This is a genomic window from Lunatibacter salilacus (genome assembly GCF_009797935.1).
Taxonomy (GTDB): Bacteria; Bacteroidota; Bacteroidia; order Cytophagales; family Cyclobacteriaceae; genus Lunatibacter; species Lunatibacter salilacus.
Window position 1 is genome coordinate 303983 of sequence record NZ_VOLC01000003.1, and the last position, 24841, is coordinate 328823.

Annotated in this window: 22 protein-coding genes and 1 pseudogene; 15 read left to right on the forward strand and 8 right to left on the reverse strand. The window is 42.7% G+C overall.

All coding sequences use genetic code 11. The features are described 5' to 3' along the window. Window positions 1–20: 20 nt before the first annotated feature. A complete protein-coding gene (locus FQ608_RS06175) occupies window positions 21–1670 on the forward strand; it encodes a glucoamylase family protein (RefSeq protein WP_158856945.1) in 1650 nt (549 codons plus the stop codon). A gap of 58 nt (window positions 1671–1728) precedes the next feature. On the opposite strand, the gene FQ608_RS06180 is transcribed toward FQ608_RS06175, so the two are convergent. Then, a complete protein-coding gene (locus FQ608_RS06180) occupies window positions 1729–4038 on the reverse strand; it encodes a hypothetical protein (protein WP_234364089.1) in 2310 nt (769 codons plus the stop codon). Between the two features lie 189 nt (window positions 4039–4227). On the opposite strand from FQ608_RS06180, the gene parS reads away from it, so the two are divergent. The 6 genes from parS to FQ608_RS06210 all read left to right on the forward strand — a co-directional run bounded on the left by parS (window position 4228) and on the right by FQ608_RS06210 (window position 9640). After that, window positions 4228–4614 carry a type II RES/Xre toxin-antitoxin system antitoxin gene (gene parS, locus FQ608_RS06185; RefSeq protein WP_158856946.1) on the forward strand — a complete coding sequence of 129 codons (387 nt, stop codon included), beginning with the start codon at window positions 4228–4230 and terminating at the stop codon, window positions 4612–4614. A gap of 3 nt (window positions 4615–4617) precedes the next feature. Beyond that, window positions 4618–5076, forward strand: coding sequence for an RES family NAD+ phosphorylase (locus FQ608_RS06190; RefSeq protein WP_158856947.1), 459 nt, complete (start codon window positions 4618–4620; stop codon window positions 5074–5076). Window positions 5077–5325: 249 nt separating this feature from the next. Beyond that, on the forward strand, window positions 5326–6960 hold the full coding sequence (locus FQ608_RS06195; protein WP_158856948.1) for an amidohydrolase: 1635 nt from the start codon (window positions 5326–5328) through the stop codon (window positions 6958–6960). An 11-nt stretch (window positions 6961–6971) separates the two neighbouring features. Then, window positions 6972–7547 carry a pentapeptide repeat-containing protein gene (locus FQ608_RS06200; protein ID WP_158856949.1) on the forward strand — a complete coding sequence of 192 codons (576 nt, stop codon included), beginning with the start codon at window positions 6972–6974 and terminating at the stop codon, window positions 7545–7547. Window positions 7548–7727: 180 nt separating this feature from the next. Further along, entirely contained in the window at window positions 7728–8585 is an 858-nt protein-coding gene (locus FQ608_RS06205) for a phytanoyl-CoA dioxygenase family protein (protein WP_158856950.1), read from the forward strand. Between the two features lie 233 nt (window positions 8586–8818). After that, on the forward strand, window positions 8819–9640 hold the full coding sequence (locus FQ608_RS06210; RefSeq protein WP_158856951.1) for a sugar phosphate isomerase/epimerase family protein: 822 nt from the start codon (window positions 8819–8821) through the stop codon (window positions 9638–9640). Window positions 9641–9789: 149 nt separating this feature from the next. Here FQ608_RS06210 and FQ608_RS28205 read toward each other — a convergent pair whose 3' ends face one another. The 3 genes and pseudogenes from FQ608_RS28205 to FQ608_RS27200 all read right to left on the reverse strand — a co-directional run bounded on the left by FQ608_RS28205 (window position 9790) and on the right by FQ608_RS27200 (window position 13597). Then, complete coding sequence (locus FQ608_RS28205) at window positions 9790–10296, reverse strand: TaqI-like C-terminal specificity domain-containing protein (protein WP_449405373.1); 507 nt, start codon at window positions 10294–10296, stop codon at window positions 9790–9792. Between the two features lie 45 nt (window positions 10297–10341). Then, a pseudogene (locus tag FQ608_RS06215) lies at window positions 10342–12183 on the reverse strand (DUF7149 domain-containing protein); the annotation flags it as partial. Between the two features lie 1243 nt (window positions 12184–13426). After that, window positions 13427–13597, reverse strand: a complete 171-nt coding sequence (locus FQ608_RS27200) for a hypothetical protein (protein ID WP_199856321.1) — start codon at window positions 13595–13597, stop codon at window positions 13427–13429. A 345-nt stretch (window positions 13598–13942) separates the two neighbouring features. On the opposite strand from FQ608_RS27200, the gene FQ608_RS06220 reads away from it, so the two are divergent. The 3 genes from FQ608_RS06220 (at window position 13943) to corA (ending at window position 16653) form a co-directional block, all read left to right on the forward strand. Then, a complete protein-coding gene (locus FQ608_RS06220; RefSeq protein WP_158856953.1) occupies window positions 13943–14809 on the forward strand; it encodes an alpha/beta hydrolase in 867 nt (288 codons plus the stop codon). 94 nt (window positions 14810–14903) lie between these two features. Continuing rightward, window positions 14904–15368: a YciI family protein gene (locus FQ608_RS06225; protein WP_199856322.1), complete on the forward strand. Its 465-nt coding sequence runs from the start codon at window positions 14904–14906 to the stop codon at window positions 15366–15368. A 202-nt stretch (window positions 15369–15570) separates the two neighbouring features. Next, complete coding sequence (corA, locus tag FQ608_RS06230; protein ID WP_158856954.1) at window positions 15571–16653, forward strand: magnesium/cobalt transporter CorA; 1083 nt, start codon at window positions 15571–15573, stop codon at window positions 16651–16653. Window positions 16654–16924: 271 nt separating this feature from the next. Here the strand turns inward: corA and FQ608_RS06235 are convergent, their stop codons facing one another. Genes FQ608_RS06235 through FQ608_RS06245 form a run of 3 tightly spaced genes read right to left on the reverse strand, consistent with a single transcriptional unit; the run spans window position 16925 to window position 19284 of the window. Further along, window positions 16925–17608: a LytR/AlgR family response regulator transcription factor gene (locus FQ608_RS06235; protein WP_158856955.1), complete on the reverse strand. Its 684-nt coding sequence runs from the start codon at window positions 17606–17608 to the stop codon at window positions 16925–16927. Between the two features lie 27 nt (window positions 17609–17635). Beyond that, complete coding sequence (locus FQ608_RS06240) at window positions 17636–19042, reverse strand: sensor histidine kinase (protein ID WP_158856956.1); 1407 nt, start codon at window positions 19040–19042, stop codon at window positions 17636–17638. Further along, window positions 19039–19284 carry a hypothetical protein gene (locus FQ608_RS06245; RefSeq protein ID WP_158856957.1) on the reverse strand — a complete coding sequence of 82 codons (246 nt, stop codon included), beginning with the start codon at window positions 19282–19284 and terminating at the stop codon, window positions 19039–19041. Before FQ608_RS06245 ends, FQ608_RS06240 begins: the two co-directional genes overlap by 4 nt. 326 nt (window positions 19285–19610) lie before the next feature. On the opposite strand from FQ608_RS06245, the gene FQ608_RS06250 reads away from it, so the two are divergent. The 4 genes from FQ608_RS06250 to FQ608_RS06265 all read left to right on the forward strand — a co-directional run bounded on the left by FQ608_RS06250 (window position 19611) and on the right by FQ608_RS06265 (window position 21853). Further along, complete coding sequence (locus FQ608_RS06250; protein WP_158856958.1) at window positions 19611–20942, forward strand: GntP family permease; 1332 nt, start codon at window positions 19611–19613, stop codon at window positions 20940–20942. A 35-nt stretch (window positions 20943–20977) separates the two neighbouring features. Further along, window positions 20978–21319: a zinc ribbon domain-containing protein YjdM gene (locus FQ608_RS06255; RefSeq protein WP_158856959.1), complete on the forward strand. Its 342-nt coding sequence runs from the start codon at window positions 20978–20980 to the stop codon at window positions 21317–21319. A 197-nt stretch (window positions 21320–21516) separates the two neighbouring features. Further along, on the forward strand, window positions 21517–21726 hold the full coding sequence (locus FQ608_RS06260) for a hypothetical protein (RefSeq protein ID WP_234364090.1): 210 nt from the start codon (window positions 21517–21519) through the stop codon (window positions 21724–21726). Beyond that, a complete protein-coding gene (locus tag FQ608_RS06265) occupies window positions 21695–21853 on the forward strand; it encodes a hypothetical protein (RefSeq protein WP_158856960.1) in 159 nt (52 codons plus the stop codon). Before FQ608_RS06260 ends, FQ608_RS06265 begins: the two co-directional genes overlap by 32 nt. Before the next feature lie 161 nt (window positions 21854–22014). On the opposite strand, the gene FQ608_RS06270 is transcribed toward FQ608_RS06265, so the two are convergent. Beyond that, window positions 22015–22641 carry a class I SAM-dependent methyltransferase gene (locus FQ608_RS06270; RefSeq protein WP_158856961.1) on the reverse strand — a complete coding sequence of 209 codons (627 nt, stop codon included), beginning with the start codon at window positions 22639–22641 and terminating at the stop codon, window positions 22015–22017. Window positions 22642–23060: 419 nt separating this feature from the next. Between FQ608_RS06270 and FQ608_RS06275 the strand changes: the two genes are divergently transcribed. Continuing rightward, window positions 23061–24818, forward strand: a complete 1758-nt coding sequence (locus FQ608_RS06275) for a SulP family inorganic anion transporter (protein ID WP_158856962.1) — start codon at window positions 23061–23063, stop codon at window positions 24816–24818. Window positions 24819–24841: the final 23 nt, after the last annotated feature.

Genomic DNA, 24841 nt, shown 5'->3' on the forward strand with positions numbered 1-24841 from the left:
TGCCTGATAAGAAACCCAAAATGGAAAAAAGTGCTGATGGATTAGTGAATGATAGAACTTTCATTCGTACAGTAAATTGTTTTTTAATTGTTGTGACAGGCGTGTTTATTTCCTGTTCGGATAAAGGGGAAAACAGTTTAACAGGGACGGGATATGACCGCCATGTTGAGTTACAATGGGAAAGGGGTACCGAGGAGGTAGATAGTTACCGTGTTTTAGTGGGAACAAATGGAAAGGATTTCTCCCTGCGGGCTACAGTATCAGACACTATTTATTTGGATTTTGTCAATGACTTGGGAACGGACTTGCAACTATACTACAAAGTAGAGGCTGTATCTGCTGGGAAAGTAAAAACGCATGGGGAAGTACAGGTAAGCACTAGGGAAATGTCCGAAGAGCAGTTGTTGGACATGGTGCAATTTTATACATTTAGGTACTTTTGGGATGGTGCGGAACCAAATTCAGGAATGGCGCGTGAGCGGATTCATTTAGATGGAAACTATCCCCAAGATGACGCAGATGTAGTGACCACCGGTGGAACGGGATTTGGGATGTTCGGAATTTTGGCAGGTATCGAACGACAATGGATCACCCCGGAACAGGGGTTGGAGAGGTTTGAAAGGATGGTAGATTTTTTGACCGATGCCGATCGGTACAACGGTATTTGGCCACATTGGCTGTATGGTAAAACCGGAAAGGTGAGAGCTTTCAGCGAGAATGACAATGGAGCGGATTTGGTGGAATCTGCATTTTTGATGCAGGGACTGTTGGCGGTCAGAGAATATTACAAGCAGGGCAGTGACCGGGAAAGAATCCTTGCTACTAAAATCAATCAACTTTGGGAGGAAATGGATTGGCATTGGCATACCAAAGATGGGGAAAATGTACTGTATTGGCATTGGTCACCTGATAAAGGATGGATTATCGAGCATCCTATCCAAGGATATGACGAAAGCTTTATCACTTACATTCTTGCGGCTTCATCGCCGACACATCCCATTTCGGCCGAAGTATATCATGAAGGCTGGGCGAGAGGAGGAGATATTAAAGACTCTGTAACCTCCTATGAATATGACTTGGACCTGAACCATAACGGGGCAGAAGAATATGGCGGGCCTCTTTTTTGGGCACATTATTCCTTTTTGGGGTTAAATCCAAATGGCCTCTCTGATCAGTATGGCGATTACTGGGAAAACAACCGTAATCATACCTTGATAAACCGAGAATGGTGCATCGAAAATGAGGGAGGATTCAAAGGTTACGGGGAGGGTCTTTGGGGACTAACAGCCAGTTATTCCATTGATGGCTACTCGGCCCATCACCCTGAAAATGACCTTGGCATTATTTCACCAACAGCGGCTCTTTCCTCTATTCCCTATACACCAAAGGAATCCATGGATGTGATAAAAAACCTTTACTACAACTATGGCGAGAAAGTATTTGGAAAATATGGCTTTTACGATGCACTTAGTCCTGAAGCCGATTGGTACCCCCAACGTTACCTTGCGATAGATCAGGGACCCATAGCTGGGATGATTGAAAACCACCGAACTGGACTGGGATGGAACCTATTCATGGCTGCACCGGAAATTCAAAAAGGTTTGGAGAGGCTGGGGATAACTTCTTTAGTTCTTGAAATAGAAGATGTCGAATTGACAAACCCAAGGTAAAAAAAGCCGGGATCATTGTTATATGATCCCGGCTTTTATAAATGAACGTTACTATTCTCTAGTCTATGTGAGGTCGCTTAGGACCTTTATAGGGTGCAGCACCTTTCTTGGATACTTGATACTCATTTATTTGAAGAAGTTCTTTCTCCTTAACTTCCGGAGCTTCTATAAATCCGTAATACCTACCCATCCAATAATCCCGGATAAAGCCCAAGGGTTCCATTACCCGCTTGCTATTGACACCTCCATCCAATACAATAGCCCTGCGACTGCCGCGGGTTACACTTTTCTCCCGAGGGGAAATGGCCTTAACCCCTCCTTCATAAGAAGTGTACCCCTCTTCCACAAACAAATCATCCCGATGTGAATTGACATAATTGTGTTCTATACAGTCAAGTGTCCATTCCCGGAGGTGTTGTACGGCCTGCTCCAATTCCGCATCGTTGCCGGTGTGAGCGGCATAGGTGAAGTTAAACCAAGGAATTTGCTCCATGCGCTTGATTTCATGTGTTCTTTCCAAACTACGTAAGTAAATAGATCTCATTTCCGGATCCTTTTCATACCTCAATAAGGCATTATAAGCCTCGTAAGCCAAATTATCATCCCATGGGGCAATTTCGGAAGGTGGGAAGGTTTTCTTCTGCCGAATGGTGTTATTGGCATAGCCCCAGTCTATTAGCTGCTGATATCCCTTTTTGAAACGTTCCTCTCCGGTAAGGGCATAGGTGGCATAGGAGAAGGCCAAGGCTTCTAGCCCGTTGACTCCTCTATCCTCCCATCCGTAGGGTCTTAGCAGATATTCCGGATTCCATCGACCCCATCGGGTTGGTTGACCGTCCATGTCTATCAGTACCCAGCCGTTATCGATGATGTATCCGGCTATTCTTCGCATGTGCTCCTTAGCCAACTCCTTTTCTGCTCCTTTAGCGGCTAAGTCATGGAAAATGGCTACCGAATAAAAATGGGCAATTATCTCATCACTTGAAGCATCTCCTTTCCAATACCAAAGACTGTCTGCTGTTGCGTTCCATTTGGCTGGTAGACCGCCAGAACCCCTTTGCCCCATGCTACCCACATCGCCTTCCCTAGACCAAATGGACCGGGCTATCAGACCGTCTATTGGGGTGACCCGTTCCAGCCATAGCATGGCATAAAAAGCTTCCACTGCTTCCGATCGGACTTTTTCATCTCCGGTAGCAGCGTACTTGTAACTCATCCCGGAAAGGTAGTTGCCTGTGTGGGATCCGTCATTGTCACTAATTTCTCTTATCCATTCGCCGTTGTAATGGTACAGCGTATGAATGAACCCCATGCGTTTATGCCCCCAGTTATCCAACCACTTTTCATAATGATCGGCTTTTTTTAGCAAGGTAAAAGGTTCGTAAGCGATAATACCGATACCTTTATCTGTGGCTATAAACACTTTGTCTGTACCCACTGCGATCCCATTGACTTGATTATCGGGTAGCCAGTGGCTGGCACCGAAATAATGCCAGTCATTTTCCAACATTCGGACAGCGCCCCTCGGTGTTCCAATCCATAAATCTCCATCAAATCCCCTAACCAATTGGTGGGTATTTTCAACTGGTAACCCGTCTGCCCCCTTTATTGTACTCAAAGATGCACCCCTCAATACGCCCAATCCCCTGTCTGTACTGATAAATAGCCGACTTCCATGGCTTAGCATTTCTTTTGTGTTTTTGGATGGAAGGTTGCCCCAATCTATCAGGTGTTCATTAACTACCCTTCCTGCCAACTGAATAAGCTTTCCAGGCTGCAGGATATGAAGTGTTCCGCTATAGCTTTCTATTGCAGTGATTGGTCCCAATCTGACCGGATCTGCCAATAATTGGGTTCCGTCCTCCATTACCATTGTAATGTCGCTAGAAAGATAGCCCCCTTTGGGCATGATATTTTTCAATTCTCCAACTTCGTAAACGAAAATGTCATCAATAGTGGCCGCATGTACTTTCCCCTGATGTATGCAGAGATCGACAAAATGGCGGTTGTCTATTTTTTCCCACTTATTATCCCCATATCGGAAGAGACCTTCCTTCCCCATTGCCCAAATGGCCTGGTCAAGCATTTTTAATTTATCGATGCTGGCGGAAACCTGCGCTACGGCTTTGAATGTTTCTCCTGTCAATTCTCGAATTTGACCGTTTATTAGCACAAACACCCGGTCTTCTAATAAAGCAATAGATTGAATAGGTTGTTCGGAATGAATGACAGTAGAACGCTCCTGCCAATAAACCTGATCCTTCACTGGCTTCCAGAGCTGATCAGCGGGTTTGGCGATTTCCTGCCCGAAGGCGTGATTGAGGCAAAAAATAAGAATGGTAAATACAATTGAATTAATTTTTTTCATTTCACTTTAGTTATTAATTCGCAATGAAGTTGACTTTTTTCATTACAATACCGAAATATGCCGGAAGAGGCTACCTGAAAGTTGAAAGGAATCTTATTATATATGAGTTTTAAAAATGCGGATAATATACTTGCAAAAATTCTTGTGTGTAGCGAAAAAATGATTATATTGCGTTAAATATATCTAGATATGGAAAATATAGTGAGTGATTTTCATATGGTTTATCAAGTGGATAGAGGTGTTCATGTAGCGAAGTTTGACCAGTTGTTGGAGCATTCTGGCATACAAAAGCAGGTATTAGCCAATTTGCTTGGATTGGATCCGCGTACTATTGACAATTACCGAAAGCAAGGCAGGAATTTTCCTTCTCTGGAGGGAGAGTTATTGCTTAAAATTACCCAGTTGTTTAAGATAGGAGAGGAGGTCTTTGGGGGAGTGGAAGCATTTCGGGATTGGCTAAATGCCTCTTCTGAAGCTTTTGACCAGAGGAAGCCAATTACCTTTCTTAATACCTCTACGGGTGTAGTTTTGGTTCAGCAAGCCTTATTGCGCATTGCTTATGGGTATGCTGTCTAGTCCATGGAGTTGTTTCGGATTACGTTGACGATTTATGCGGATAAACTTTTTGCTCCCGGATTTTCAGGCCGTTGGAATTTGGAAAGTGAGGAGGTAATTTATGCCTCGTCAAGTCGATCGTTGGCCTGTTTGGAAAATATGGTACACCGCAAAGGACATGGGGATAATTCAAAATATAGTACCATGGTGATTTATGCGCCAGACACCTCCTCAATTACGCAGGTCAATATATCCGATTTACCCGCTGACTGGAATCAAGGATCCGATTTCGGTGATTGTCAATCGGTTGGGTCTGAATGGTTCCACAAGAAGAAGTCACTGTTGCTTCGGGTTCCATCTGCTGTAGTTCCGGATGAGAATAATTATGTCATCCATACTAGGCATCCTGAATTTTCAGAAGTTAGTTTGATAAGAATGTTACCTTTTAGCTTCGATAAGCGTCTCGGATATGGAATCCCCTAAATACACAAACCTTTCAGGTTTTTTGATAGTCAGCTAGTTATTCAAATTAAATGAGTTAAACCTGGATGGTTTTTTTCATTCGTTACAGGAAAGTGCTGTAGAATTTAGGTACGAATTACTTAAAATTTATTCACTTCAATTATTGAAAGGTTGTTTTTCGATTTTTAAATTATCTTTGCGAGCGTCTTTTTTTAACAGAGTCGTATAACCCAATCCAAATAGCCACTAACCCCGTTACCCCACCTCTTTATGAAATCACTATTCTACCTGTTCCTGATTTGTATTTTCGTCTTTTCCTGTAAAACCAAATCGGAGGCTGACCTTCTTGTTGTAAATGCCATAGTTTACACTGTAAACGATAGTTTTGCAGTAACCGAGGCGTTTGCGGTGGTGGACGGAAAGTTTGCCAAAGCGGGAACTACTCAAGAGTTAAAGGACGAATATTCAGCTGCGGAAGTTTTTGACGCAGAAGGAAAAGCTATTTATCCCGGATTTATTGATGCCCATGCACATTTCTACCGCTATGGGTTGGGACTTCAGGTTGCGGAGCTTCTGGGAGCTGAATCCGAGGCCGAGATGATAGAGCGTGTCGTTGCCCACCGGGAGAGGACACCCGAGGCCGCTTGGATAATGGGAAGAGGATGGGATCAAAATCTTTGGGAACCGAGCGAATTTCCAACCAAAGAAAGGTTGGATTCGCTGTTTCCGGATACTCCGGTGTTGCTTACACGTATAGACGGTCATGCGGCATTGGCAAATCAAAAGGCATTGGAATTAGGCGGGATTACTGCTGTGACCCAACTAATCGGTGGGGAGGTAATTTTGAAAGATGGGCATCCAACAGGGGTATTGATAGACAATGCCATTGGCTTGGTGTCGAAGCATGTTCCCGAGCCAAGTTTGGAAGAATCCAGAGCCGCACTCCTTTCCGCACAGGAAAATTGTTTTGCTGTTGGATTAACAACTGTGGCTGATGCCGGAGTAGATAAAGTAGAAATTGACTTGATGCATGCCATGCATGAAGAAGGTTCTTTGCAGATGCGGGTTTACGCCATGGTCAATCCAACAGATGCCAATAGGGCCCACTATTTTAAAGAAGGAATTTATCAGGATGATTATTTGACTGTCAGAAGTTTTAAAATCTACGGCGATGGTGCTTTAGGCTCTAGGGGTGCCGCTCTTTTACAGCCATATTTTGACCACCCTACTTCCTCAGGATTTTTATTGGATACGCCGGAAGCCTTTGACGGATTTGCTGAGGAGATGCTGGAACATGGTTTTCAAATGAATACGCATTGCATCGGGGATTCCGCCAACCGGACGCTACTTGATATCTATGCCAAATACCTCAAGGGAAAAAACGACTTGCGTTGGCGGATTGAGCATGCCCAAGTAGTCAGTCCTTCGGATATGGCAAAATTTGCATCCTACAGCGTACTTCCTTCCATACAACCCACCCATGCAACTTCCGACATGTATTGGGCCGGGAAGCGACTTGGACCATTTCGTGTAAAAACAGCTTATGCCTATAAAGATCTTTTAGATCAAAATGGTATGCTTGCGCTAGGGAGTGATTTCCCGGTAGAAAGCATCAATCCTATCTATGGGTTTCATGCGGGAGTAGTCAGAAAGGATGGTAAAAACTGGCCGGAAGAAGGATTCCAGGTTGAAAACAGCATTTCAAGAGAACAAGCACTTCGGGGTATGACAATTTGGGCGGCTTATGCCAATTTCGAAGAACCTCTGAAAGGAAGTATAGAACCCGGCAAACTGGCAGATTTTGTTATATTGGACAAGGATTTGATGCTAATCCCCGAAAATGAGCTAAGGGAAGTGAAGGTGGTCGGTACCTATATAGGTGGTAAAAAGGTTTTTGGAAAATAAACCCATAGCAGATGAATTTAACCTACTTCGAGGATCAGATTTATACGAATGAATCGCTTAGCCGGTTCACGCTGGGTGAATACGAAAATTGTAAATTTATATCCTGCGATTTTTCCGATGCGGATATTTCATCCTGTGTATTTTTGTCCTGTGAGTTTGTAGGGTGTAATCTCAGTATGGTGAAAATTGCCAAGGCGTCCTTTCAGGAAGTGACTTTTTCCGACTGCAAAATGCTCGGGATGCGTTGGGATAGCTGTAATCCTTTCGGGCTTTCTTTGGGTTTCTCCAATTGTATGCTTTCTCATTCTTCTTTCTACAAACTAAAGATCAAAAATTCCCGCTTTGGCTCCTGCCAACTCCAAGAGGTGGATTTTACGGAGGCAGAATTAAATAATGCATCCTTTGACGGCTGCGATCTTAAAGGAGCTGTATTTTCTGGGACCAATCTTGAGCGGGCGGATTTTAGAACAGCTATTAATTTTTCTATTGATCCGGAAGGGAACCGTATCCGAAAGGCCAAGTTTTCGCTGTCTGGAATTGCGGGATTATTGGGCAAATATGGGTTGGAGATTGATTACAAGCACTGAAAGCTGTTCCTAATACTGCTTTTTAAAAAATTTGGGTCACTGATAATCATAATTGAATACGACCTTTTTAATTACACAAAAATTATTTCACAAATATATTTTGGTTCAAGAATTAGTTCAGTAATAATATAGGCACTCCAACAAATGATTGATACCTTTATGTCATAACTTTAACTAGATATGAATACTCCCAAACTAACAGCAGCCCAAGTAGCTGATTTCGACCGAGACGGATATGTACTTATAAAAGGATTTTGTTCCAAAGGTGAAATAGACAAAATGTACCGTTCCGCAGTTGAGGACGATGCCATGAGAAAAAATGCCATGGACCTCAACGACCTTTCAGGAAAGAAAACCAAACTCTCCTTATGGTTCAAGCCGGGCAATGATGTATTCGGGTACCTAACCCGAAGCGAAAAAATGATCCATTCTGTAGCCCAATTACTGGATAGCGATGCTCCCGTTTGTCATTTCCATTCCAAGTTGATGCAAAAGGAGCCCAAAGTCGGCGGAGCATGGGAATGGCATCAGGATTACGGGTATTGGTACAAAAACCAGTTTATGTTTCCCGATCAATTAATCAGTGTTATGGTAGCACTGACAGAAGCGAACAAGGAAAACGGCTGTTTACAAGTCATCAAGGGTTCGCACAAATTGGGAAGGCTTAACCATGGGTTTTCCGGTGAGCAAGTTGGTGCCGATATGGTAATGGTTGAAAACTCCCTTAAAACGATGGAGTTGGTTTATTGCGAAATCGAACCCGGCGATGCGTTGTTTTTTCACAGTAACCTGCTCCATCGGTCTGAGGCCAATCTTTCGGAATATCCAAGATGGTCCATAATCTCCTGCTTCTGCTCTCAGTCCAACTTAGCCTATAATGAAACGTCTACTTCCTGGAAAACTCCGGTCGATATCGTACCGGATGAGGCCATCTTGAACTGGGAGGCTGATTCCCTTTCTTCTGCTGACTTTTTGAAAAAGGAAAATGACCCTGCCCTCAAAGAGACCGGTTGGGAAAAGGACGTGAAATCTTCCTAGTAAACTAATTTATATTTCTTAGCGATCAAAACAAGAAATCGAGCCTGTCCTGACGGCAGTCAGGGCATGAGGAAAACCTCACACAGTGGGATGATTATAATCCATGCGAGATTCCATCTGACCGCTTAAAACAAATTATAAACACATGAAATCGAGCATGACGCAGGCGACGCACGGAGGGATGATTATAATTGCGAGATTCCATGTGGCCATTAAAAAACAATTATAAACACATGAAATTGTTGTACTTCTGCCCACTTTGGGGTTCGGAATCCATGCCTTTTGAGGATTTTCTACATCGGGTAAAAGATGCCGGATATAACGGCGTGGAAATGAGTTTTCCATTGGAAGAAAAGGAAAGGGACTCCAAAGCTCAATTGGTCGATTCCTTCGGTCTAAAACTTATTGCCCAACATTGGGAAACCGTGGATGCGGATCATGAAATTCACCGCCGAAACTATGAGATAAGGCTACGCAACTTGGCGGCCACAAAGCCACTATTTATCAATTCCCAAACAGGTAAGGACTATTATTCATTTGACCAAAATCGTAGTTTATTTGATTTGGCGAATGATATAGCTACGGAGACTGGGGTACCCGTTTTGCACGAAACCCACCGGGGCAAATGGAGTTTTGCGGCACATGTTACAAAGGAATACCTTGAGCGGCTTCCTGAATTGAAAATCACCTTGGATATTTCCCATTGGTGTGTGACGGCTGAAACCTTTCTTGAAGACCAAAAAGAAGCAGTTGATATAGCTATACGTTCGGCTGCGCATTTACATGCCAGGGTGGGCTATACGGAGGGTCCTCAGGTGCCGGATCCAAGCGTTCCTTTTTGGGAACAGGCATTGAACAAGCATTTGGTGTGGTGGGATCAGGTGATGGATTTAAATAGTAACAAAGAGTACTTTACCGTTACCCCGGAATTTGGGGCCCCACCCTACATGGTTCTCCATCCCAGAACGGGAGACCCTTTGGTAGATCAGTGGGAGGTAAATGTTTGGATGATGGGTTTATTTAAGAAAAGGTATTCCCGGCCAAAAAGAATATGACTTTCTATAAAGACGTAGTAAGGAATGTATCTGCTACACCAACTCAATGGACAATTTTGACAACCGTGCCTTTTAGCATTTTTCCAAAGTACCAAATGGAAAAACATTCCAATATTATTTTTCCGATTCGGATGTAATTTTTGATGGGGTTATTTTATAGTAGATTTATCCACAATCCCGATCTCCTCCTCACTCAACCCATACAATTCGTAAACTAACTGGTCGATTTGATCTTCCCATTCGAATATGTCTGCACTAGGGTTTTCCTTTTTTACAGAGATTATTTTATCAACTAGCAATTCTATGCTACCAGTTTCGTCTTTAAGAATCGGAAAATCCTTAAAAAAAATATAACTGGGTTCAAAGAAATCACCCCTCAGTTTGGGTAGGATCTGATGGAATAGGAAGTTGCACAATTTGCTATTCAATATTCCCAAAAGGCTTTTGTCAAACTTTGAAATAATAAAACATTTTTGATTCGTATATGTCACTGAATCATCAATTGTGAATTCCGGTCGTTTACATATATTCGGATATATTATCTTCTCCTTCTCAAACTCGGCATAATAATCACAAGCCCGTAGTTCCCACCAAAAATCACCCTGATCGGTTCGTCTTTTAGCTGCTAGTTCAAACGGTTTTAAATGCTTTGCAATGGCGGGATAAGTTTTACGAAGCCAATCCCAGGCAGGATCAGAATGGGATTCCCTGTTTTCCGGCTTGTATTCAAAGAGCTCACCGTCTTCATCCGTAACAATCAGTTCATCATTGACCACCTCTACATGATATTCCTTAAGCCGCTTTCCGGATCTGTCCTGAAGGATTTTGAGGTCGTTTTTGACGGCGATAATTTCATTCAGCGCAGAAACCAGAAAGTGTCCAGACCCAACTGCCAAGTCACATATTTTCACAGAGTTGATAAGTTCGTTTGCTTCTGTGCGGTCTTCAATTTTATCATACAACTGGTCCAGATTTTCAATTTCCCACCCCTTTTCTGCTTTAAACTTCTGGATCACAGCCCTGCGAATGGTATTCCGACACATATACATGGTAATAAACCCAGGGGTGAAATACGATCCATCCTTATATCCGTTAATCTTTTCGAAGATAAGTCCAAGCACCGAGGCATTGATCAGGGTTTTGTTGTCTTCTTGGATTTCCTCCGAACCCTCACTGGCAAAATCGTATGCGTCCAGAAATTTAAACAGGTAATCCAAGGTGGTGAGTGAACCTATCAATTTTTTTCCCTGCTCATTTTTCAAAACCGTGGAAGAAAGCACCGGAATGGTTTTTTCGTTCTTCAGGAAATTGACCATGATTGTTTTCTGCTCTATTTCGCTTGGATCAAACAGAGAGGAGTTAAGGTAGGGGACACTGGCAAAAGCTAGCTTTACATCGTCATTTCTTTCTTCTGGTCGTTTCGCCAATACCTGAAAGAACAGTGCATTTAACTCATCCCAATCATGAATGGTCTTTTTATTCAAAAATGCATAAGCCGTATCTCCCTTATGGTAGGTGATCAGCTGGGCTTCTAGGAGTTTCAGAAAGAGGATGCGGTTTACCCAAGTAATGCTTAGTTCTAGACCGACATTAAAAAGGCGGTCCTCGATTGTATTTCCATATTGGCTGGGTTTTTCCAGTTGCCCGATTTTATCCAAGGAATCCAACTGAATAATCGCATCTTCGAGTATACTTCCTAAGTTCCGGTCTTCCTTTTTGTTTCTGCCAATAATTTTCTTTCCACCTGCTTTGGTTTCAGTAAGTCCAATAATATGGAGCAGCTCACTGTAAAAACGTCTATCCAAGGTGTTGCTATCATTGGCAAAGGGCAGTTTGAGCAAATGCTCGGGGGAAAGGAGCTTGAAAAGGGCGATAAGCTGGTTGTCATCCCGCTTGTCTGAATTCCGCAAAGGCTTTTCATAGGATCGGATATCGAAATAGGTATATATGAGTTGGTCCTTCACCATCTCAATGGAAGGCTCCGCAATATTTTTATAAAAGAACGCTGTCTTTACTTCGGAAAGCCTTCCCGCTTCGAACTCATCAAATTGTCTGACCAAGCTCTTATTCTGCGCAAAAAAACGGTCGAAAACCTGGGCATCGAAGATAAACCATTCATGGATATTGGTTACTACCAGATGTTTTAATTCCAGATTCCCATGTGTAATCCGCTCTCTAAGGAAATAGAGCAACAATTCCTGACATGCCTTGGAATTAATATTTGAAACACGTAGCAACTCTGACCTGTTGGTAGGTTTTTTGGCTTCGAGGATAACACCTACTGGGGAATTTGCTTTGTCACCGTTATGGATAACCAAGTCGTTACGGCCTTTGGTATTGATATAATGGCTGGGTTCATAATAGGTGTTCTTCAAAAATTCGGAAACCAGATTCTTGTGAAACTCCTCTGATTCGGATGCATTGGTTTGGTCTATTAGCCTGATAAGGTTGGCCTTATATGATTCAATGGCAGCTCTTGTCGGCTTTACTTTTAAAAATGCTTTGTTGAGGGCTTGCTTGGGTTTCAGAAAGGTATCCGTCATCAGTAATATCAGGTATTAAAAAACGATATCAAGATGCACATTTTTTTGGAATATTTAATCATGATACAAGAAGAGATGCAAAACTGGGATTGGAGACAGAAATGAAGGGGTTGAAGGATGTGCTACAATCGATACGGGAGGTCGAAATGTTATGAATTACGAATTTGTGAATTCTTCATAGCCGCAACGGGGCGGATATCAGTAGCCAATTAGATAGTGAAATGCCTTGCGGTTAATGGGTTTTTAGGTTGATTATGAGTTATTATGATCCCCAGCCCGGTAAGGGTGTAATCTTTACGCATGGGGTGAAACGAAGCGGAGCCGAAGGTTAAGTACAAACATCTCGATCAAGTTTTGGCCGAGTGAGGGGTGACCATAGTCGAACCCCGGACATGTTTGGTTCTGCTTTTTCTCGGACGTCGGAAAACAAATAACTGTCCCCTTAAGTTGCAAATCCCGTAATAGCGTAGCGGTCAAGGGAGGAGGGCTGGGGCAGTTCCGGAGCGGGGACTTCAAATTCCGAGACAATCCCTCCCAACCGGAATTGCAAATTCCTTTTGATGAAAAGGTGAAGTTGAAAACTCTGCGGTAAAAAGAAAGAATGACCTTTTTTTCATAGAGGTTTAATTTGTATACTGACGGAAAAATTTAACGAGATGTTGTGGTTATGAAAATATTATAAGGAGGAAGCTTAATATTTCCCAAATCGCTTGGTCCAGTCTGTGAAAGGTTTTTTCAGGAAGGCCCCCATAAACTTACGTCGCTATTACATCCTACTTGCTGGTTAATTAATTAGACTCAGTTATATGCGAAAATTTTATAATGTTGTGAAAAACATTTATTAATTCCACCACCGCACCTCCATATGGAAGGACTTACCGAGTGGTTGACCCAGATAGCGTATGCGGATAGAAGCACAATACACCTAAACGAAGCTTCAGAAGGCTTCGAAAAAATAAAATCAGGAAAGCGGTAGGCTTTGAAAGGAGAAAGATGTGAAAACTTGTATGGGGGAAAAACGAAGATGAACTTGAAAAGAATGGAAGAAATTACCCAGGATGTCTTAACGGTTTCCCAAAATAGGGAATTAGAATAAAGTAGGTAATGGCAAATTTTAAAGTGGGTTTAGATTACATCCTCAAAAACACTTTAAAGATATTACATACCAAATGTATTTTCCAGTTTAGCTCGTTAAGAAATGACGCCCATTGTTAATTCGGAGTTCATCGACGATTCAATCAATTTAACCCATTAGTTTCCGAATGATCCAAACTATTAATGCGACAACTAGTACAGCACCTATTATCCCAAACCACATGCCGGCTTCAAATATGTCTCCGATTACACTGCAACCGCTAAATAGAAATAGAAATGACACAAATAATACGATTGTACTTATATTTAGATTTTTCATGGCAAAGTAGTTTTAATTTGTTGGATTTATAAATAAACAAACAACATGCCCTAACTGATTGTAAACAATGGTGTGTTCCTTCGATGATGCCATTGCCTTAATGGCCCTGATTACGCCACCTCCACACCGGAAGTGGGGTGGATTTAAAATTGGGTTATCGAAAAACGTCATAAATTGGAGCTGGGAACACCACCGGGTATTTTTTCCTGGTTTTGTAAAATATGTTGTAAATTGCTTAGCTTGTACACGGTATTTACCAAATCCTTTTGGAGGAAACTGGCTAAATACCTCAGCAGAATGCTAATATTAAACAATTAATTTCTTTAAAGCGTCAACAATAACCACATGAAAAATCTTGTCCCTTTTTTACTTTGCCTGTTTCTTATTTCTACCCTTGCCTATTCCCAACAAAGCCGGGTGTACGACAAGTTGAGCATGGAGAGCAACATTCTGAATATGACCCGTAACTATGCCGTATACCTACCTCCGGGATATGACGAGTCTGAGCGGTCCTATCCGGTGCTGTATTTGTTGCATGGAGCTGGAGATGATCAGACTGGGTGGATACAGTTTGGCGAAGTACAGCATATTGCGGACAGGGCCATTGAGGACGGTTCAGCCACCGCAATGATAATCATCATGCCCGATGCCAACACCGGACAGCGGGGTTATTTCAATGATGTCAACAACGAGTGGCGCTATGAAGATTTCTTTTTTGAGGAGTTTCTTCCATTTGTGGAGAAAAAATACCGGATTAAAACCGATAAACGCTACCGTGCCATTGCGGGTCTTTCCATGGGAGGGGGAGGGTCCTTTTTCTATGCCATGCACCGGCCGGATCTATTTTCCTCCGCATGCCCCCTGAGTGCTTCACTTCGAAATAATTCCTTTGATGCGTTCAAGGAGGGGCTGGAGAGTAATAAGGTCGACGTGAAATCCCCAAACACCCTTCAAGCCTATTATGACAGGCATCAGGCATTGCGCCAGATTGAACTTAATTCGCTCGAGGACATGAAATCTGTCCGCTGGTATTTTGATTGCGGGGATGATGATTTTCTATATGAAGGCAACAGTCTGGTACATATCGCCATGCGGCAAAAGGAGGTTCCCCACGAATTCCGAGTTAGAGACGGTGGCCACACTTGGGGATACTGGAGATCTTCCTTGCCTGAGGTATTGAGTTTTGTTTCAGAAAGCTTTCATCAGAGATGATAATTGCCTTTTAGGCTGTAGTAACTATTCCTACGGAAAAAAAAATCCGTATTCGATACTAAAATAACCATTATAAATTAAATGGGATGTAATTATGAAAAGAGTTGTATTCCTAGTTGCTCTATTGATGAGTGCAAGTAGACCGGAAGCCTATTGCCAGACAACAAACCCAAATTATGACGCTGAATTAGCAGAGGAGCTTGGGGCGGACGATTATGGGATGAAGCCTTATTTGTTGGTCTTGTTGAAGACCGGAGAAAACAAAAGTACCGATCAGGAATTTATCTCCCGTAGCTTTTCGGGTCATATGGCAAATATTAATCGGCTGGTAGAAGAAGGAAAGTTGGTTATAGCTGGTCCTCTAGGAAAGAATGAACAGGCTTACCGGGGCATATTTATCCTGACAGAAACAGATCATACCCGGGCTCGCATACTTTTGGATAGGGATCCTGCAATTAAGGAGGGGCTTTTGGTTGCTGAACTGTATGACTGGTATGGGTCGGCAGCCTTGGGAGCCTATTTGAAAGAATCGGACAAAATTTGGAAAATAAAACCCTAGTCAAATAAAAAATCACATTATTCAGGGGTGATAGGTATAAGCTAATTGGGGATCCTTCTGCTATTGCGGCCCTTTTTACCCGTAGAAATGCTGCTTAATGCCAATCGGACTCAGGTAATACCTTCACAGAGGTTAGCTAAGTGGGCTTGCGATATAGCGTATATAGGGCAACCCGACACGGCAATTAGACTTTTAAAATATCATGGCAAAAAGAAAATATAAGAGAAAACTGAAAGCCGGACTGGCGCCGGGCACCCTGGTATTTACCGGCGAGAAAAAAATGGAGCAGGTAGATTTTTCCGTTATGCAGTCGGGGGAGGATTTTTATTATGAGAAGAAGCCTAATTCAGTAATGGAGGTTATCCAGTTTATTTCGGAAACCCCCAACCCAACTGAGCAAGGGACAAGGTGGGTTAACATTGATGGGCTGCATGACGAAGGAAAGGTCGCTGAACTCTGTCATCATCTGGAGCTTCATAAACTTACGATGGAGGATATCCTGAGTGTAGGGCAGCGGCCTAAACTGGAGGAGCACGAAAACTACGTACACATTGTGCTAAGGATGTGCATGATTCATCCGAGTGACGGTTCCATAGTTGAGGAACAGTTGAGTTTTGTGTTGCTGGGGAGCCTGTTGGTGACTTTTCAGGAGAAAACAGGGGACGTTTTTGAGAATGTCCGTACTCGAATAAGGGAAGGTAAGGGGTTGATCCGAAAGCGGGGAGCTGGGTATTTGCTATATGCGTTGATGGATGCAGTTGTCGATCATTATTTTGTGGTATTGGAGGTGCTTGGGGAAAGATTAGAAGAGATGGAACTTGAGCTGTTGGATAATCCCGGCAAGGATTCCCTTGGCCGTCTGCATATGTTAAGGCGCGAAATCATCAGTCTTCGTCGATCGGTGTACCCATTGAGAGAAGTTATCAGCCAGTTTTCCAAAATTGAAGAGCCTATCATTGAAAAAAACACACAGGTATTTATCCGGGATCTTTACGATCATACGATCCAAGTCATTGAAACGATTGAGGTTTTCCGTGATATGGCTACCGGTTTGTTGGACTTGTATATGAACAGTGTCTCCAATAAAATGAATGAGATCATGAAAGTCCTGACCATTATCGCCACCATTTTCATTCCGCTTACATTTGTGGCAGGGGTTTATGGGATGAACTTCAACTATATGCCGGAGCTCACTTGGCGGTATGGATATGTTGGCGTGATGGGATTTATGTTGGTGGCGGGGTTGTTGATGCTGGGTTATTTTAAGAGGAAGAGGTGGTTGTGAGCTTTAAATAAAAAATGGTGGAAATATAGCCTACGGCTGGAATATTATAGAAATATGTTTGAAATACGGACTACGAACGAAATATGCACTAATATTAGATATTGATAAGTTTTGGATTATGAGTTATCATAGCCCATAACCTATATCAAATTATCCAATAACCCAGTAACTCAATAACCCAGTAACCAATAACCCAGTAACTCAATAACCCACTAACCAATAACCCACTAACCCAGTAACTCAATAACCCAACAACCAATAAACCACTATGCTATTGATTTTTAGCGATTTCTGCCACTAGGGGTTCGTAGAACGTGCTGCTGACGGGGATGGATTTGCCGTTTAGGGTTACCTGGTGTCGCTCTATTTTTTGGATATGGGAAAGGTTTGCCACAAATGAGCGGTGTGTTTTGACAAAGGTGTTTGGAAGAAGCTTCTCCGTTTCGGAAAGTGTCATTCTACTTATTATCTCCTCGTTCGCCATGTGAAAGCTTACATAATTTCCCTTTGCCTCGCAGTACAACAAATCTTCAAAATTGACCTTTACCTGATCATACCCGGTTTTTATAAACAGGGAACTGTTAGAATCCCGATTTCTCAAGTTATGCCATTCTTGTGCTTTTTGGCAGGCCTGAAGAAACCTCCCCAACGCAAAAGGCTTAAGCAAATAGTCCATGGCTTCCAATTCAAACCCCTTTACGGCATGCTCGGAATAGGCGGTTGTGAAAATAACCATGGTTTTCTCCGGAATCAGCGTAGCCAGTTCTATCCCCGAAATATCCGGCATCTTAATATCGAGGAAAATCAGATCAACTGAGTTGGATTTTAAATACTCCAACGCTTTGATGGCATTGGTAAACACGCCATTTAAATCCAAAAACGGAACTTTGGAGGCATGGGATTTTACGACCTCCAAGGCCATGGGTTCATCATCAATTGCAATTGCGGTCAGCATGATGTTAAGCGGTAAAAAGGTATTATGTTAGAGTTGAATGCTTAAATGTACAAAATACTCGGTATCATTTTCTCTTATTGTGAGCTCATGTTTCCCTGAATAAAGTAACTTCAACCGCTGCCTTACGTTTTCCAGTCCAATTCCAGATGACTTGTATTCAGGGTCGTTCGAAGTAGTCCGGTGGATGCTGTTTGTGACATCCAGATGCACAGACCCGGCCAGGCATCTTAAATGAATATTGACCCAGGATTTTTTTTGCATGCTTATGCCATGTTTGAATGCGTTTTCTATAAATGGAATCAATAACATAGGAGCAATCTCTCCCGTGCAGGTGGAGTCCGGCTTAATAAAAGTCAATGCAATATTTTCCTGGCCTTTGATGCGCAATTCCTGAAGGTCCACGTAATTGATCAGGTAATCTTTTTCGCGTTCTACTGGGATTTTTTCCATAGTATTCTCATGCAGCATAAAGCGCATCATATCTCCCAGCTTTTGAATGCCTGAAGCGGTTTTATCCGCATTTTCCTGAAGGGCAGCACCGTATAGGGTATTTAGTATGTTAAATAAAAAATGGGGATTAATTTGTGAACGTAGAAAGGAAAGATTCGCTGAACTTTGGTCAACACGGACAGTAAGTGAGTTAAGTTCACTCAAATAGGCATCATATTTAATGAAAAATAAATTGGAAAAAGGAATGATGATGATGATGGTGACCAATGCGAAGCCGATACCAACTGTTAGGATTACAATATGAACACCGTATGCAACCACAGCAATTCCTGTGGCGAACAATATTCCTACAGGTAGCGACCAAAAATAGAGGCGAGCGGCCTGGTGATTTCCCAAACGCTTGTTTTGGAAAATCAAGTAAAAACTGTATATAATAATAAAGACAACTCCGGGAAGTGCGATCGCATAGGAGAATAATATGGCAGGAGATATCAAAAATCGAATTTGAAAGAGGAAAACCAAAACGAAAAGATAAATCATGCCCAGCCTTACTCCATTATAGAAAGCATAATCCTTCAGATTAGGAGGGAGTAAAAGCTGATCCATCATATAGACCACGATAAGGTAACCCAAATAGGTTGCGATAGATCCAAAATATATGGGTAAAAATACGTAGCCCTGAATGTTTGCCCCATCAGCAAAGGCTGCAATTAAGCCAAAAGACACACCAAAAATTAAAATGGATAGTAATATGGGCTTGACCATTTTTTTCTTTTCCGTGTATTGGGGAATCAATCCATAGTGCAAGAAATAGAAGGAAAGAAACAGGATCAGGGGAATAAAAAGCTTGGCAAAATAAAGAGATAAATCGCGATTGGGAAAGGAGTTTCCTGTGCTGAGTACATTTGAAAGAAGGATGGTAAGGAATACAAATAGCAGGACCCATCGTTCTATTTGTTCAAAGGATAGCTTTTTACTTTTCATTGGTTTTGATTATGGAGTATACGGTGATGTTGGAAGATGGGAAATGTACATGTTGCACTATCGGGAGTATTGTTAGGGGGTTCACTTGTGCGGCACATCCCAGCAATTGCGTCAATCTTTAAATACTGAGTTACTTCCTCTATTTTTTGGTAATCTTTTATCCAAGAGATCAATCCAAGGACGATGATCAATTTGATATAAGGTAATCTCAGATCCACAAGTTGTCTGGATGTGTTTTTCATACAGCAACTTTACGCTGAAAGCTATACTTTCCCAACAAAGTGGGACGAATGCCCTTGTTTATGGGGTAGAAAGTATCCGTTGTTGATTTTAGGTCAATAGGGTGTGAATGGGAAAATTTCATGAATTCCCTTTAGCCAAGAGAGCGTGTTTCCTAGAATGGTTCGGTGGGCACTTCATATTGGATGGGAGAGATTGTGTTTTCTTCGACAAATTCACCAATTTTCCGCATAATAGTTGTGAAAAAAATGGATTTACATCCAAATATTAAATAGTATTACAGAGTAAAGGTATATTGATACCTAAAATAAACCCAAACCTTTCAGATATGTTCGTTTTTCTTACGGTCCTCATTGCGCTTGCGCTGATTCTGACAGCTATCATTAAATTTAACATACATCCATTTATTGCCCTTTTTGTTGGCGCAATTATATATGGGTTGATTGCCGGGATGTCCACTGACCTTATCGTCAAATCAATTTCCGATGGTTTTGGAGGCGTTTTGGGTCGAATTGGCTTGTTGATATTGTTTGGCGTGATCATCGGGACATTTTTGGAAAAAACCGGCGGAGCATTTGTCATTGCGCAAAAAGTTTTGGCGTGGATTGGGAAGAAATTTGTCATGCTGGGCATGATGATCACGGGGTATATCCTATCGATCCCTGTGTTTGGCGACAGTGCCTTTATTATGCTTAATCCAATCAATAAGTCCCTGTCACATAAGGGGAAGTTGCCGTTTTTAGCAACGACCGTGGCATTGACCTTAGGGATTACGGCAACCCATTCACTAGTTCCCCCTACTCCAGGACCCATTGCCGCAGCCGGCATTCTGGGAGCAGACCTTGGGATGATTATTTTTTGGGGCTTGATTATCAGTGCGGTTGGGTTAATCCCCTGTTATTTCTATTGTAAGTATTTTCTTTCAAAGATACCTTTAGAACCGGAATTTGCTGAAATTGAGGCGGTGGGAAAAGTCAAGAAGTATCCTTCGCTCGGAAAATCATTTATGCCTGTCATCATCCCCTTGGTCCTGATTGTCTTGGCTTCCATTGCTGCTTATCCCACACAACCCTTTGGTTCGGGTAATTTTTTTACGGTATTTATTCTATTCGTAGGAAACCCCATCATTGCCTTGTTGATAGGTGTGTTCTTGTCTTTTTCCCTGCCGGAAAAATTTGATGTTAAATTACTGTCTTCCACCGGCTGGTTTGGGGAGGCACTGCTTATTGCCGCACCGGTTATATTAATTACCGGTGCCGGGGGAGTTTTTGGAAAAATGCTTGAAAATTCCGGAATAGCGGATCATGTAAGTGCAACGCTTTTGGCAGGGAATTATAGTTTGCTATTACCGTTTTTAATGGGTTTTGCGTTGAAAACTGCACAAGGATCATCCACAGTGGCCTTGGTGACTACGGCATCCATCATGGTGCCGCTGATGGCTACCTTAGGACTTGACACGGAAACGCTTAAGGTGTTGACAGTGCTATCCATAGGAGCGGGAGCCATTGCGGTTTCCCATGCCAATGACAGTTTCTTTTGGGCCATGACACAGTTGACAAACATGGAAATCAAAAAGGGGTACCTTTCCCACAGTATAGGAACTGTAATTCTATCTTTTACGGCCATGGGATTGATTTTATTGATTGCGGCATTTTCCTGAACTCGGATATCGGTAGGAATGATTACCTTTGCGACATGGAAAACATACCCCCTTGTCCTGCCTGCCAATCTCTTTATGCGTATGCGATGGATAAAAAACTGATCTGTCCAGAATGTGCGCATGAATGGGAGGCAACTGCGGAAGAAGAATCTCAGGAAAGCGGTTTGGTTATTCTGGACGCCTATGGTACGCCGTTGGCCAATGGGGATTCTGTTGTGGTAATCAAAAACCTACCTGTAAAGGGCTCGCCGAAGCCTATCAAGGGAGGAACAAAAGTAAAGAACATCCGCCTTGTTGAGGGAGATCACAATATCGACTGTAAAATAGACGGATTTGGTTCCATGGCCCTTAAGTCGGAATTTGTCAAAAAAGCGTAGACGGATGTGCCTAGTTGATGGAAATAGACCAAGGGCTAACATTGACTTAAACTTCCATTTTTTAATGACATCTTTCTCGAATAGATAAACTTAGTTTATTTTATCAACGAATAAATGTTGATTTAATAAATAAAAAAATACGCCTTAACTGCCATAGCTTCTACAGCTTTAAATACGGCACCCTCTTAGTTGAAGACTTGGTTGCGGAGGCAAAGAAGTACAAGCTGGATGCCCTTACGCTGACTCACATTAATTGTACTTCGGCTGTCTTTCCCTTTATCCAAGAAGCACAGAAAAACGCGATACACCCCGTAATTGGCATTGATTTCCGCAATGGTACACGACGTCAATATATCGGTCTGGCCAGAAATCAGGATGGAATTCACGAAGGTTTGGCATCAGATTGAGAGTTTTGGCTATTCCTATGCCAAAGGACATTCGGCTTCTACAGCATTGAGGCAAGCACCTGCGAGCGTATGGGATATTGGAATGCGGATGAGTAAAGCAAATCAGCCATTTTCCTATGCAATATAGCTCAGGACCTCCGCTACGCTCCGATTTCAGGCATCCTAATATCAGAAAATATCCAATCAGCCCTATTTCGGCCGTAGGCCATATTTCTACTGTATTTCCACTATATTTCCACCAATTCTAGTCTGTCCGATGGGCAAGTTTCTAGCCTCGACGCGTTATCTCTAAATCGATTTCGCACCCACAAACCTGACCACCGATCCCGTTCCATTGTGATACCTTCCCTCATTAAGCTCAATTACCCTTTCTTCCAACACTTGAACATCATAGTTTTTGAAATCAGCATGCACCTCCTCCGGTGAAAAAAGGGTTTCCAAATCTGCGGGTCCACCTACTTTTTCGTTTAGCTTTCTATATTCCAGGTGATTTTTCCCAAACCCTTCAAGTATTACCAGTCCGCCCGGCCTCAAAAGTGTATGTAAATACCTATGGTACTCCGACCGGACAGCAGGCGGAAAGTGGGCATAAATAAGTCCTAAAACATCAAATTGTTCTTCCCCAAATAGCAATTCAGGCAAGTTTCCCACGCGGTAGTCAATCACAACATCCTTTTCAAAAGCAAGTTCAAGTGCTTTGGCTTTTCCAATCTCGCTGATGTCGAAGGCAGAGACAGTCCAGCCTTGTGTTGCGGCGTAGACCGCATTACGGCCTTCCCCCTCCGCTCCCATAAGCAATCGGCCCACAGGAAGTTTTGCAAGTTGCTCTTTAAAAAAAAGGTTGGGTTCTTTGCCATAGGCATAGGTTTCTTCACTATATCGGGCATTCCACATGCCTGCCGTTTTATCCGTCATATTTAGGCTAATTAGTTTTTCTAATCAACTTCGGCGGTATGCGGATTAGTTCCCCCGACTTGAATAGCCTGTAACCCCACCGATGCCAAAACCAAATAACCCATTAACCAAATAACCCATTAACCTTAATAACCCAACAACTATAAACTATCCACCAGACCTCCGCACCAATTTCCACCCTAATTCGGCCGTAGGCCATATTTCAACCCTATTTCAACTAATCGTATCCGCAAATATCAATCATTCAGGAATATCTAATATATCGGCCGTAGGCCATACCTCCATGCCGGCAGGTATCAAGCATATTTCTATTATATTTCATTTATTATCAATGTAACATTTATCACTTCTTATTCCATCAGTTAGCCCCATTTTTGTATGGAATTTGGTTACTTGTAAGATAATTTGAAATGAATTACATGAATATAAAAAACTACCTACCGATTCTCCAATGGTTGCCGAAATATGAACGCGGTCAGCTAAAAGGGGACCTATCAGCTGGACTGACTGTTGGGATCATGTTGATTCCCCAGGGCATGGCTTATGCCATGTTAGCGGGGCTTGAGCCTATCCATGGACTTTATGCGGTTACCATTCCTTTGGTACTGTACGCTATTTTTGGGACATCTAGGCAGCTTGCGGTCGGGCCAGTGGCCATGGTGTCCCTACTGACTGCTGCCGGTATCGCCAGTCTTTCCCCGCAGTCCACCGAGCAGTATCTTCTGTATGCGTTGACACTGGCATTTCTTGTGGGGCTTATCCAGTTTGGGATGGGAGTCCTTCGGCTTGGCTTTGTGGTGAATTTCCTCTCCCATCCCGTGATCAACGGCTTTACATCGGCCGCTGCTATCATTATCGGCCTAAGCCAAATCAAGCACCTCTTCAGGATTGATCTGCCAAATAGCGAGCATATCCAGGAGATGGCGGTAGCATTGTATCATAATTTGGGCAATATGCATGGAGTTACGGTTGGCATCGGTGTATTGGGTATTATAATCATCAAATACAGCAAGAAAATTCACACAGCTATCCCTGCATCTTTGGTTGCGGTAGTCGTCGGCATTTTATTGGTTTGGGGATTTGACTTGGCCAATCACGGGGTGAAAATTGTTGGTGACGTGCCAAGCGGGCTTCCCGGCTTTTCGTTGCCATCTTTTGACCTGCAGGGATGGAAAATTCTGCTACCGATAGCACTGACCATTTCCATGGTCGGATTTGCGGAGAGCTATGCGGTAGCTAAAACGATACAGGCTAAACACAAAAATTACAAGCTGGAAGCCAACCAAGAATTAATTGCTCTGGGTATGGCCAATTTCGGAGCTGCTTTTTTCAAAGGATTTCCCGTGACAGGCGGCTTTTCCCGCACGGCGGTAAACAACCAAGCTGGAGCCAATACCGGACTCGCGTCCTTGGTTAGTGCTTTTTTGATTGTAATGACGTTGCTGTTTTTCACCGGTTTATTTTATTATTTACCCAGTGCCATCCTGGCTGCCGTTGTACTGGTGGCCGTTTCGGGATTGATAGATCTGAAGGAACCGGTTGTTTTATGGAAGAAGGACAAAGCCGATTTCGCCATGTTGATGGCCACTTTTGTCATTACCCTAACTCTAGGTATAGAGACTGGGATTATTTCAGGTATGGTGTTGTCGTTGGTCATGGTGGTATATAGAGCCTCCATGCCGCATATGGCACAGCTTGGTAGGGTGCCGGGAACTAATGTGTTCAGGAATATACGGAGATTTAAAAACCTGGAAGAAAAACCGGATGTCCTAATGGTGCGTATAGACGGTCCAATTTATTTTGCAAATGTCAAATACATTAAGGACACTATGGATAAGTGGGTAAAGAAGAGGGGTGAACAACTTCGAACTATTGTATTTAATTTCGAAAGTATTCCAAGTATAGACAGTACAGGGGCCCACGAGCTTCAGGAATGGATTTTAGCTTGGAGGGCAGAGAAGATTGATGTTTGTATTACCGCGACCAAAGGGCCTGTGAGGGATGTGCTTTCCCGTTGGAATCTTATCGAATGCGTGGGTGCTGACCATATGTTTATGGATGACCAGACTGCGTTGGAGTATATTGAGAAACGGCTAGAATTGGGAGTTCAGGAAAAATTCAGCCCTTATGCCACGCAGGCTAATCTGAAAAAGATTGGTAAAATTCCCGGCAATTAACTACTTTTGCCAGAACAAAATCC